This is a genomic window from Chryseobacterium sp. 14P4.3.2, from assembly GCF_057799275.1.
Genome location: NZ_JBYOKO010000002.1, coordinates 188,385 through 200,615, shown reverse-complemented (window position 1 = coordinate 200,615; position 12,231 = coordinate 188,385). Strand labels below are relative to the sequence as shown.

At 37.9% G+C, this 12,231-nt stretch carries 13 protein-coding genes; 5 read left to right on the top strand and 8 right to left on the bottom strand.

The window, feature by feature from the left end; genetic code table 11:
• Positions 1 to 810 carry an anti-sigma factor gene (locus AC27VX_RS04470; protein ID WP_488694082.1) on the top strand — a complete coding sequence of 270 codons (810 nt, stop codon included), beginning with the start codon at positions 1 to 3 and terminating at the stop codon, positions 808 to 810.
• Positions 811 to 863: 53 nt separating this feature from the next.
• On the opposite strand, the gene AC27VX_RS04465 is transcribed toward AC27VX_RS04470, so the two are convergent.
• The 5 genes from AC27VX_RS04465 to AC27VX_RS04445 all read right to left on the bottom strand — a co-directional run bounded on the left by AC27VX_RS04465 (position 864) and on the right by AC27VX_RS04445 (position 6,245).
• A complete protein-coding gene (locus AC27VX_RS04465; RefSeq protein WP_236859391.1) occupies positions 864 to 1,352 on the bottom strand; it encodes a hypothetical protein in 489 nt (162 codons plus the stop codon).
• Between the two features lie 326 nt (positions 1,353 to 1,678).
• On the bottom strand, positions 1,679 to 3,001 hold the full coding sequence (locus AC27VX_RS04460) for a phosphatidylserine decarboxylase family protein (protein WP_236859390.1): 1,323 nt from the start codon (positions 2,999 to 3,001) through the stop codon (positions 1,679 to 1,681).
• Positions 3,002 to 3,222: 221 nt separating this feature from the next.
• On the bottom strand, positions 3,223 to 4,617 hold the full coding sequence (locus AC27VX_RS04455; protein WP_488694080.1) for an alkaline phosphatase: 1,395 nt from the start codon (positions 4,615 to 4,617) through the stop codon (positions 3,223 to 3,225).
• A 77-nt stretch (positions 4,618 to 4,694) separates the two neighbouring features.
• Entirely contained in the window at positions 4,695 to 5,894 is a 1,200-nt protein-coding gene (locus AC27VX_RS04450; protein ID WP_488694078.1) for a GTP-binding protein, read from the bottom strand.
• 12 nt (positions 5,895 to 5,906) lie between these two features.
• On the bottom strand, positions 5,907 to 6,245 hold the full coding sequence (locus tag AC27VX_RS04445) for a MerC domain-containing protein (protein WP_488694076.1): 339 nt from the start codon (positions 6,243 to 6,245) through the stop codon (positions 5,907 to 5,909).
• Positions 6,246 to 6,335: 90 nt separating this feature from the next.
• On the opposite strand from AC27VX_RS04445, the gene AC27VX_RS04440 reads away from it, so the two are divergent.
• Positions 6,336 to 6,725, top strand: a complete 390-nt coding sequence (locus AC27VX_RS04440; protein ID WP_236859386.1) for a Fur family transcriptional regulator — start codon at positions 6,336 to 6,338, stop codon at positions 6,723 to 6,725.
• Positions 6,726 to 6,743: 18 nt separating this feature from the next.
• Here the strand turns inward: AC27VX_RS04440 and AC27VX_RS04435 are convergent, their stop codons facing one another.
• A complete protein-coding gene (locus AC27VX_RS04435; RefSeq protein WP_488694074.1) occupies positions 6,744 to 7,619 on the bottom strand; it encodes a helix-turn-helix domain-containing protein in 876 nt (291 codons plus the stop codon).
• A gap of 148 nt (positions 7,620 to 7,767) precedes the next feature.
• On the opposite strand from AC27VX_RS04435, the gene AC27VX_RS04430 reads away from it, so the two are divergent.
• The gene (locus AC27VX_RS04430; protein ID WP_488694072.1) at positions 7,768 to 9,036 is read left to right on the top strand and encodes a M24 family metallopeptidase; all 1,269 of its coding nucleotides are present in this window, start codon (positions 7,768 to 7,770) and stop codon (positions 9,034 to 9,036) included.
• A gap of 69 nt (positions 9,037 to 9,105) precedes the next feature.
• Here the strand turns inward: AC27VX_RS04430 and AC27VX_RS04425 are convergent, their stop codons facing one another.
• Complete coding sequence (locus AC27VX_RS04425; protein WP_236859383.1) at positions 9,106 to 9,609, bottom strand: GNAT family N-acetyltransferase; 504 nt, start codon at positions 9,607 to 9,609, stop codon at positions 9,106 to 9,108.
• Between the two features lie 158 nt (positions 9,610 to 9,767).
• Between AC27VX_RS04425 and AC27VX_RS04420 the strand changes: the two genes are divergently transcribed.
• Complete coding sequence (locus AC27VX_RS04420) at positions 9,768 to 10,259, top strand: hypothetical protein (protein WP_236859382.1); 492 nt, start codon at positions 9,768 to 9,770, stop codon at positions 10,257 to 10,259.
• Positions 10,260 to 10,368: 109 nt separating this feature from the next.
• Here the strand turns inward: AC27VX_RS04420 and AC27VX_RS04415 are convergent, their stop codons facing one another.
• Positions 10,369 to 10,839 carry an NUDIX hydrolase gene (locus AC27VX_RS04415; protein WP_236859381.1) on the bottom strand — a complete coding sequence of 157 codons (471 nt, stop codon included), beginning with the start codon at positions 10,837 to 10,839 and terminating at the stop codon, positions 10,369 to 10,371.
• Between the two features lie 410 nt (positions 10,840 to 11,249).
• On the opposite strand from AC27VX_RS04415, the gene AC27VX_RS04410 reads away from it, so the two are divergent.
• Positions 11,250 to 12,185, top strand: a complete 936-nt coding sequence (locus AC27VX_RS04410; RefSeq protein ID WP_236859503.1) for an NAD-dependent epimerase/dehydratase family protein — start codon at positions 11,250 to 11,252, stop codon at positions 12,183 to 12,185.
• The last annotated feature ends 46 nt before the right edge of the window (positions 12,186 to 12,231 follow it).

The following is a 12,231-nucleotide window of genomic DNA, read 5'->3' as shown; positions in this document are numbered from 1 at the left end:
TTGAACACTAAAGAATACATCTCATCCGGAATTATAGAATCTTATATTCTAGGCCATGCTTCTCATGAGGAAGCAGGGATTTTGGAGTGTGTGATGAAAAATAATGCTGAGGTAAAAGAAGCTTTTGAAGAGGCTCAGAAAACTTTGGAAAATCTTGCTACAGCACAGGCTGTAACACCTCCAAATGACTTAAAATCTAAGATCTGGAGCAAAATTCAGCAAGAAGAGACTTCTAACGAAATTAAACCTGTTGTTGTTACAGATATACCTGTGGCGAAACCTCAGGAAGAAGTTAGAATTCACAGGAATAATAACTGGAAAGGTTTAGCAATAGCTGCTTCTGTTTTGTTTTTAGGCAGTATTGCCGGAAATCTTTTTTGGATCAGAGAACAATCTGATACACATAAGGAAATTGCAAAGCTAAATACTGAAAAGCAGTCTCAGGATCTGATGATTCAGAAAATGAACCAGAAAGTAGAAATGTTTTCTAACCCGGATATGCAGATGGTTACGCTGAAAGGAGTAGAAAAACATACTGATTCTAAAGCGCTTGTTTTCTGGGATAAAAAGACCAAAGAAGTATATCTGAGCGCCGGAAGTCTACCTAAAGCTCCTGCAGGAATGCAGTATCAGCTATGGGCTATCGCTGATGGGAAACCTGTAAGTGCAGGTCTTTACTCTGAAGATAAAGACAGTCTTGTTGCATTGGCAAATATTCCCCAGGCGCAGGCATTTGCTATCACTCTTGAAAAAGAAGGCGGAAGCAAAGTACCTACTATGGAAAATATGTACGTAATGGGAGGAGTTTAATTTCCAGCCATTTCGAGCTTTTCAAAAGATGTGATGATCTCTTGATGGAGATATTATAGGTCAGAGATATAAACTTCTACTTTGGTACCATCATACATAAAAGTACCGTCCGTAGGATCTATTTTTCCTAATTCATATTTCATGTCGGCATGAATGTTCCAGGCTGAACCTAATTTAAATCCATTTACAGAACGGATTTGATTCATGTGGCCTGTACTGATCGCAGAATGAAAGAATGTTTTGTCTATAACTCTATAGAAACCAATTGCTTTTCCCTTAGGAATTACAGAATATCCGTTCCACTTTTGTCCTCCCAAATAGTTGAATTTGTTTAACCATCTTTGTCCCGTTGATTCTGCAAGTTCAGTGGGGCTTATTCTGGCACCCCGCATATACAAGGCATAGGCTACCACATCATGACAAACTCCTGTGTTATACTTTGAAATATTTTCTGTACCTGCAAGAAGTGCATTGGCTACAGTTGTCCTCTCAGATAAGTCGAGTTGAGCCTTTCTGGCCCCTTCTGGTGTTATGAATGACATATTAATAAATTTTATGGTGTATGTAAATATACCTTTTTTTTATTAAATGTTTCTGCCATTTATTTCTTAAATTTTCATCAGCTCGTATTCCTTTAATTAAAAATAGCAAGACCATTCAGATAGAAGAGTTAAAAATTTGAGTTTAAAAATCAATTTCGTATTTAATATTCATCTGATTGCTTGATAACCAAGAGATTAACCTGCTGATATCATTGCTTTTATCGAATTTGGAATAAGTTTCTTACTTTCTGTCGTAAAAGTAAAAAGACAGAAAATAATTCTCTGTCTTTTTGGAACTTATAGTTACTAAATGATTATTGATTTGCTTATCCAACAACTCCAATTCTTGCTTTTAGAGGAATATTATACGTATTTAAACAGGGAGTCTGGCCATGAAAATCAAAGTTAATATGAACTTCCGGTCTAAAGATCAGACAATGTGTGGAACCACCGAAATGAAATGTACCGATAGGATCACCTTTTTTAATACGTTGTCCTTCCTGTACAGTAATCTCACAGCTGGAAACTTCTGCCATGCCAATTGCTGCAAAGCACATCAGTCCGATTTTTTCGTTATCCGACTGAATGAATATCAGTGCACGGGCTGCCAATTCTGTAATGTAACCCTGAGAATCATTAGGTCCTGAAGGATCATAGCCTTCGATGGGAGCTTCAGCATAATATGTTCCCGGAACGTTCTGGATAGCCACTACTCTGCCATCTACAGGGCTATTCCATCTATGATATGTTTTTGCACATAAGAACGCCTGATAAACAGTACTGTTATCACCAAACTGCTGAGCCAGTTCATGATGATTCATAATATCAAGCAGGGAATAAGGCTGTCCTTTCATCCAGAATTTATCTTTCATTTTTGCATTCGTCACGCAGTTATAGGGTGCAGATTCGCAGGCATTGACAATCACCGAAGGATCCTGATCTTCCGGACTTACCTCCCGTATACCGGGATTAAACTCTCTGGTAAAAAAATCATCCCAGCTCTTAAACCCAAAATGAGGCTGATTGGGCTGGCACTGGTAGTTGTATATGAAATTCTTTAAGGCATCTTCCGGATTACTTCCCTGACCTCTCAGGGGATCCATTGCTGCAATAGCTTCTAAAGCATCCGGCGAAAACCAGCCGATAGGATTGGTATAATCAGGTTGTGGCTGTTTTACAGGACCTTCTACCAGAACATATTGTGATGCGGGCGTCTCCAGAAATGTTTTCCATTCTCCTAAAATAACACTTAGCTTTTGATTAACTACAGGATGCAGAAATGTTAAATATCCTGCCTGTGTGCCCATCGCCCAGTCAACAATAGCATTGATCGGGAAACCTACCAGGCCAATACTGTCTTCTATAGTACTGTAGCAGGGAGCTTCCTGCAGCACCTGATTGATGATCAGCAGCATTGTTTCAAAGTTTTTCACAGGTTCATTGTATCCTTGCGGAATTTCATCATACATACTGGTAAAACTCATGTATAAAACGGGATCATTGTATATGGCATCCCGAAGGTCTGCAACGGCGGGGCTTAAGGGTAGCTTGTTGTGCTTTACCTGATTCACTTTTTTCTCTATCCAGCTGTTGAGAAATTCTCTGTCAGAGGGAAGCCATTTTCCTACTCTGTATTTTACATGGTTCATAATATGAGTATTTAAAGGTTATTTTTATACTATAAAGTTACCTCTGTTTTTTAAAAAACACAATAGTACTTCTACTTAAAGTGAGATAAGTAAAAATACCTAAGCTATGATAATAAATACTCCTTTGAAACGCTCTCTCAAAACAAAACAGAGCGAAAGTTATCCGCTCTGTTTCTCAAATCTGTTAAAAAATGTATACTGTGTGTAAAAAATATGTTGTCTTATATATGTGAAGCTTTCAGCATTAAATAATGCAGATCTGTATTTTTAACAAAAGGCATCAAAAGTTCACTGCCGGGGCCATAAGCGGCTACTTCCACATAGTCCCCGGAATGATCCATACTGATCCATCCTACAGAATTATGTTTTTTCTGAATCTCAGAGTATAGCTTGAAAGGCAGTTTTTTATAATTATAGAGACCATCTTCCTTTTCAAGCCCGTTATAGAAACTGCGGAGATGTTGGGCTTCGTCATCATTCAGTACAATTTTATTTCCTTCATAGATCCAGTCTTTGATATCTTTTTCAGAATACTCTTTGTGAATTTTGTTGAGAAGATATTCATTCGTGTATTTATAATCCGAGATACTGTTGAAGTTTTTGGTCGCATCATTTCCATAGATCGTTCCGGGATTTGCATTTCCGTGATCTGTAGTGATGATTACCAATGTATTTCCGTCTTTTTCGGCAAAATCTACTGCTGCTTTTACTGCTTCATCAAAGGCAAGCTGATCATGGATAAGAGCAGCCACGTCATTGGCATGGGCAGACCAGTCTACTTTTCCGCCTTCTATCTGAAGAACAAAACCGTTTGGATGGTCTTTCATCTGGTCAATTGCTGTTTTAGCCATATCTGCCAGTGTAGGTGTTTCTTTATATTCTGAAAGACTGGCTCTGTCTATACTGTATGGTAAAGCTCCGGTATTGAATATTCCCAGGGTTTTTCCCTTTTGGTTTATGCTTTTAAGATCAGCCCGGTTTTTAAGGATTTGATATCCTTTTTTCCGGTATACAGCGTACAGATCTTTTTTATCTTCTCTTTTTTCAGGATTAAAAAACTCGTCACCACCACCCATCAGAACATCAATTTCAAGATCAGCATACATTTCTGCAATCTCTGGCTCAGCATTTCTCTGTGTGGAATTGACACAAAAACCTGCCGGCGTTGCATGAGTAATGGTAACTGTGGTAACACAGCCTGTTTTTTTACCCGCTTTTTTGAATTTTTGCCAGATGGGCAGATGTCTTTCTCCGTTAGCGCCTATATTCAGTACCCCGTTTTTTACCCTTATTCCACCTCCGAAAGCAGAACTTGCTGCTGCAGAATCTGTTACAATAGAACTTGCGGAGGCAGTATCCATCAATGCACGGGAAACCTTCTTCTCATGATAAAGACTCATCCAGTTGCTCTCTTTTCCCAAAATATTTCTTGAATAAAGGTCTGCCATAGAAAGTGTACCGAGACTCATCCCGTCACTGACCATAAATATGATATTTTTTGCCTTCCCAAGAGTGTTATGACTAATCTTATCTTTAGCATTGAAAAGTTCAAATGGTGATAAAGTAAGAACACCGGAAAGTAATGCTGAACCCTTTAGAAATTTTCTTCTATCCATTTTCTTAAAAAATATGACTGCAAGTTATTTCATTTATTCTTTTATCGAAACGTTGTTGCATTAATAAATCGTTAATTTTAAATTTCTTTAGGGAAAGGATCCTGAAAAAAATCTTTCCTGTTTACAAATGCTTTTTCCTCATGAGTAATAAGGCATTTCTGAAGGTCTTCAAGCATCTGATCCTTATCCAGATTCTGTCCTATAAAGACAAGTTCATTGACTCTGTCTCCCCAGTCTTTATCCCATCTGCCTTCAATGAAATCCTGATTTTCTATAAACGAAGCATAATGCGCCCTCTGGCTCATAGGCATACTGCACCACCAGACTCCAGCCTTTTCTAAACGGAATGAGCCTCCTGCCTGAGAAAAATTAAGCGCATCATCCGGCCGCGAAGCAAGCCAGAATAAACCTTTGGCCCTGAGTGCCCCTTCAGGATACGTATCATTAAGATATCCCCACAGTCTCATCGGGTGAAATGGTCTTTTATCTCTGAATATCACTGAACTGATACCATATTCTTCTGTTTCAGAGGTGTGATGCCCCGCCTCTAACTCTTTTTGCCATCCTGCAGAGGACTGGGCTTTATCAAAATCAAAAAGTCTTGTATTGATGATTTCTTTTACATCAATCTGACTGAATTCAGAATGGATAATTTTAGCCTCAGGGCTTAATTTCTGTATTGCTGCTTTTAAAAAACTCAATGTTTCCGAATCCACAAGATCTGTTTTATTTAAAATAATCACATTGGCAAATTCTATCTGATCGGTCAAAAGGTTCACGATGGTTCTGTTATCTCCTTCCATATCGGTAAGATCACGGTCAGTAAGAAGCTCACCAGAGCCAAAATCTTTCATGAAATTAAAGCAATCCACTACAGTTACCATAGTATCTACATAGCTGAACCGGGATAGGTCTATACCACTGTCTTCATCTATGTAGGTAAAGGTTTGAGCCACCGGAACCGGTTCACTGATCCCCGTACTTTCAATAAGCAGATAGTCGAAGCGGTTTTCCATCGCCAGGCGTTCTACTTCTACCATCAGATCTTCCCGGAGGGTACAGCAGATACACCCATTGCTCATTTCTACGAGCTTTTCTTCTGTTCTGGAAAGTGTATTCTGGTTTTCTACCAGACGGGCATCAATGTTGATTTCACTCATGTCATTAACGATCACTGCTACTTTTAATCCTTCTTTGTTGTGAAGAATATGGTTCAGTAAAGTGGTTTTTCCGGCTCCGAGAAAACCGCTCAGTACGGTTACAGGAAGTTTAGTCATATCTGTAAATAATTAGTGTTTATGATTTTTAAAATTGATAATATGCCCGGAGATCAATCCTGCTGCTCCTACATAGATGAGAGGAATATGGACCTCAAATATCAGATCCGCCATTACCGATATTGAAATAAAGGCAATGGAAAGCCAGAATAAAAGCTTTAGCCATCGGTTGGCCATAGATCTCGTGATTCTGAAGACCACAACAGCTCCTATAAGCAGGAATGCCAGATCAATGTAAGGATTGTGTGATATACCTAAAGGAATAATCATTAATAAAGGAAAAGTAATGCAGTGAATAAGACAGAGTACAGCTGCTGATATTCCTATGGTGTCAAGTATTTTTGATTTCATGAGGTATAGAAGATTTAAATTTCTTATCGTAACTTTGTTGCAAAAGTAGATATTAATTTTTAAATAAAGCAACTATGTTGCATTAAAAAAATGAAACAAATACGAAATACCCAGTCGAAGACAGAGATTCTTAATCTTATTAATGATTCTGATGTAGCGCTTACCCATTCTGATATCCAGAAGAAATTAGGGGATCTGTGCAACAGGGTTACGATTTACAGAGTTCTGGAAAGACTTGAAAACGAAGGAGCTATCCACAAAATAGTCAATGTGGACGGAGTGGTTAATTTTGCAAAATGCAGTGGAAAATGTACTACAGAAAAACATTTTCACAACCATGTTCATTTTAACTGCAAAGAATGTCATTCTGTGACGTGTATTGAAAATGCCATTCCGGACATTAGCTTACCTGATGCCTTTCTTCCTCAGGAATATAATTTTATCATCAGCGGAATCTGTGGTAAATGTGCTGTAAAATAGCCATGTATATTATTTAGATTAACTGTGTCTGTATACAGATGGAGTCATATCTGTATGTCTTTTAAAGAATCTGCAAAAGAGCGACGATTCGGTAAAATGTAATATATCGGTAATCTCCATGACGGATAAATTGGTTGTTTTCAATAAGGATTTTGCCTGGGCAATGACCGCTTCATTGATCCAGCTAAGAATAGATTTTCCTGTTTGTTTGCGGATTATAGTCGTTAGGTATTTGCTTGTAAGATTCATCTTATCAGCATAAAAAAGCACACTTCTTTCTTCTTTATGATATTGATACAGTAAGTCAAAAAAAACATAGGTTAATTCTTTTCCTCTTGTGTATGGGTTATTCTGCTCCGTAGTATCATTATACAGATCTTTGATCTCACAGAGAAGAGCTAATAAAAGATACTGAAGAATGTCTTTCTTACTTCTGGACTGATCCCTGTAATAGTGCATTGAAATATTGAGATGGTGCTTTCTGAAAATTTCAAAACAATCGTCATTTAACAAAATACAGGGCATCTGGCGAATTTCCTGAAAAAGAATAAAATTATTCGAAAAAGAATCTCCGGAAACCAGGTCCTGGGAGAAAAAAACAGTATCTATATGTAAATCTTCCGATACTTCGATGGGTTCCATCATCGATCCTGGCAATACAACCATAAGAGTCCCCTGAGTAAGCTCCCTTTTTTGAAAATTGATTCTCAGCTCTGCCCTGCCTTTGATGCATACAGCACAGATAAACCCTTTTACGGAATGAGGATAATTTGTCAGTCCTTTTCTGACTGCATCCTCTGTTTTGTTCACTGCAATTCCTTCTACATCCTGTAATCCTATCTTCTCAGATACAAAGGATATATCATAGTTTTCTATACCACCTGTTTTTTCCATTTCATGAAATATGTGCCAGATAAAGGAATGATTTATATTTTAATAAAACAAACCTATTGCACATTTATTCTTCTTTTCGGATAATATTCTACGGCACAAGAAGCTTTTACTTTGTACTCAATCTTATAAACAAATTAAAAATTGAGTTATGAAAACATCAATGACCATTCCATTACCTTTATCATTGGCGGAGCGCGACCGCCGTTGGAAAATAGCACAAACAATCATGGAAAGAAATCAGCTGGACACTCTTATTATTTATGGAGACAGAGAATCTGCTGCTCCTGCGCCATTTTGTATCGACCATTATTTTACGAATGACAGACTTGGCTCTGTTGTCATTTTCCATAAGGATAAGAAGCCTGTCATCATTACTTTTGCATCTATGATGATTGCTGATCACATGCAGGCATCTTTACGCGGAGACCAGCAATGGATTGAACCTGAGCAAATTTATGTAGGCAAGACGGGTTCAAATATCGGAGCAATGCTGAAAGCAATAGGTCTTTCCGATCATCCGAAAATAGGGATTATAGGATTGGAGCCTTATCCCCCATTTTATTTTGACGGCGCACTGCCTCACCGCACATGGAAAGGAATCATTGAAGCTTTTCCTAAGGCTGAAATAACAGCAGTTTATCATGATTTCTTCAAGCTTACGGCTTCAAAAAGTGAGGAAGAGCTGGCTTTGATAAGATATGCAGCGCACATTGGTGAGGCGATGAGTGATGCCATGCAGGCAACCGTTAAACCCGGAATAAGCGAAGCTGAAGTAGCTGCGGCCATCACTTCTACCTGTATTGCAAAGGGAGGGTTTACCGCTGAAATATTATTGGGGTCAGGTCCTGAATATATTGGATGGGGACCTCCTGCCTGGCAATACCGCTCTCAGGCGCCAAGAATTATTCAGGAAGGAGATATTGTTCTGTCTGAAATATTTGCGTTGTACGGAATGTACGAAACGCAGCATCAGGCAGCAGTAGCAGTTGGAGATATCCATCCGGATCTGGAACGTGCAGCAGCTGTTGCCCGTGAATGCTATGAAGAAGGTCTTGGCGCTTTGAAAGCCGGAGTTACATTTGGGGAAGTGGTTGATACCATGGAAAAACCGCTTTTAGAATCAGGAGGCTGGCATGTACATCCTTTAATTCACAGTATCAATCCTTACGGCCCCATTGGATTTGGAACAGCTCCCGGTATTGAAGTGCTGCCGCAAGCCATGCGATATGGTAATGCAGGAAGATTACCAAATCCCGGAAGAGATTTAGTGCTGCAAGCCGGAATGTGCTTTGCATTTGAGCCCAACTGTGCTTTTGACAGACATTTGGTTAACCTTGGAGGAACGGTAATCGTAGGGGAAAATGAAGGAATTGAGCTTAATAAAAACTCAACCTATCTTATGAGGGCGCAGTATTAAACTGCAATTTTTTCAAGCTTCCTGTATAACTGGGAAGCTTGAAAAAATATTTTCATGATTCAAACTTTTTTAAACTTTCATTTGAAAAAGCTCCATAGTTGCATTATGATAATGGGCAGGGCGCCCCTGGGTATTGAGTATCTTTTTAGCCCCCAGATGAGAAAACCCACATTTTATGTAATAGTCGGTAAGCCTTTGGTTTCCTGCTGTGGTATCCATTCTTACGTATAATTTATTATTTTCCAATGCATACTTTTTGGTCCATTCCGCAATTTGTTCTACGAACTTCTGTCCCCTGAAATTAGGATTGGTAGCAATTCTGTGAATATAAACGGAAGGGTCGGCATTACGTTCTTCCCAAACCTGCTCATCCTCTAGTGTAATACTCCAGATACAGGCAATATGGCCGTCTATAATAATTTTCCAGTGACGGTTTTCTTTGATTTCAGTTTCAATCATATTCCGATCAAATTCCGGCCATTGTACACCGGATATTTTTTTCTTATAATCAGAAGCCATTTTGTATAAGTCAAAAATTTCTTCTGTGTCGTGTAAAGTCGTATTCGTTATCATTATTCCTTTCTTACCCTCAAAAATACTGAAAAATAAAGGGATTCTTCGCCGTTATTGTTATTCAGAATGGGTATAAATACCGCTCTATTCATTCCTTTCCGTTGGGAAAAGTAAATAAAAATACTATTTTTATCGTCCGATAAAAGAAAAGACTAATTATGCCGACTGACGCTTCTCATAAGCTGATCCCGATGACGACCTTTGTAATTGAATATTATTCACATGAAGGATATGCCGATCTTCAAATTTTAAATTTGATGAATAATTATGCCAATTTCTTAAAGAAACGCCTGGCTCTCGGAATGTTTGTTCCTGTAGACCAGGATGGAAATATTCTTAAAGAACCCAAAAATTATACATCATGGAAGGCCCTTGACCATAATGATGGTAAAAGGACTGATATTGCAGGGTTTGAAGAGTATGCAGGGTATCAGAAAGCAGAGCAGAATTGTATGTTTGAAGGTTTTAAAGTAGATTATAACGGATATTCCAAAGTAAGGATTATAGCTTCATATGATCCTTCTATAGAATTGTCTTTCAATAAAAATGATCTGTTTCCTTTAGGATTTAATGACGTAGAATCGCTTGCTGTTTTTGATGATATTTACCTGACATCCAGCGCACTTAAAGCAATTGGAATCAAAAAATAAATTCCGGTTTACCGAAATATTACTGTAATCCCTTTATCATACTCTGGTAAAAGGATTATAGTATTGTACTCGCAGCTTGTCATAATTAATTGTACTTTTATAAAATAGACTACTGGTGATCGTTAGCTTTCACGATCTCTTCCAATTCTTCTATTAATCTGATCTGTGCTGCATTAATCCGTTGTTTCGCCTCTTCTGAAACAAACCACTTCCATTGGTCCACTTCCGGTATTTCAAGTTTTTTACCTGATCTGGGTGGCCATTCTATCAATAAAGTATTGCTGTAAAGTCCTGAAGTATCCATATCTCCTTCCAGTGCCCATGCATATACCGTTTTTCCTCCTTTTTGAATGACAGGATGTAATTCTATAAATTCTCCGGTAACAGATTTTCCGGTTTCTTCAGTAAATTCAATCAATGCACGCTCCAGAAGGTCCTCATCAGGCATTATCTCACCTTTAGGAATGGACCACGCTCCTAAGTCTTTATTTTTCCAGAACGGACCTCCCGGATGAACCAGAAAGTAATATAAACCTTCTTTTTCTTTTTTAAAGAGTAAAATGCCGGAGCTTGTTTTCATCGACTTAAAGATTGATGATTAAAGTTATGAAAAATAAACAGGATGGATTGACAATTGATTATTAATTGGTTTTATTTAAATACAAAAAGCATAAAAAATTGAGCTATTTTATTTAAAATTGATCATTACACTGAAAAATAAAACAAATAAGCCTTTACAACCTTGTAATTATATTCTTTCGAGAGCCTTTAAGCTTTTAAAATAGCCTTTGTATCATTTGTGGTGATATTTAAAGAATCTTAATAGTTGCGGGACACTGATTAAGGATTGGCAGAGATTATGTTACAACTTCCATAGATTGGGATACATTCTTTTCCTGCTTATGCCCGAATTTTGTATCAGAAATAGAGAGGCACTGAAATTATCCTGCTTATTTCCAATTGAATGAATAACCCTCAAAATAAAAAATGATGCAAACTATATTAGGCGCTAACGGACAAATAGGTGAAGAACTGGCAAGAGAACTGAAAAGAAATTATACTTCAGACATCAGAATTGTCAGCAGAAAGCCTGGAAAAGTAAATGATACCGACACTGTATTTTCAGCAGACCTTTCGAACAGGGAAAAAGCAATAGAAGCTGTAAAAGGCAGTGAGATTGCCTATTTCACCCTAGGTCTTCCCATGGATACTGAATTATGGGAAAAACAATTCCTTCTGATCATGAGAAATGTAATTGATGCCTGTAAGATCAATGGAACAAAACTGGTGTATTTTGATAATACTTATATGTATCCTCAAAACAGTATGGTCCTCACCGAGCAAACGGAATTTGCCCCTGTAGGAAGAAAAGGGATGGTAAGAAAAAAAATGACCGATATGCTTCTGAAAGAAATGGGGGCAGGAGCCATAGAAGCCGTCATCTGCAGAGCTCCGGAATTTTATGGTCCGGGCAAAACTCAAAGTATTACGAACAGCCTTGTTTTCAATGCTATTAAAGAGGATAAAAAACTGAAAGTACCTTTGAGAGACAACAAATTACGAAGCCTGATCTGGACTCCGGATGCCAGCCGGGCCACTGCTCTGATAGGAAATACTCCTGATGCTTTCGGACAGACCTGGCATCTTCCTGTGGATGATCACAAGCTGAATTATAAAGAATTTATTGCGTTGGCATCTCAGATTTACGGAAAAAAGCTCAATTATTCTGTCATTCCGAAATTTGTTTTTAAAATTGGATCTCTCTTTAATAAAAATGCAAAAGAACTGCTGGAGCTTCTTCCAAGATATGAGTATGACAATGTTTTTGATGATTCAAAGTTCAGAAAGAGATTTCCTGAATTTCAGGTGACTGCTTACAGACAGGGAATTGAGCAGATCAAAAAAGAACAGCAAAAGGAAAAATAATGCTTTGAAAATTGTAATTTAGAATTTGATTTCTTTTAGCTACAAA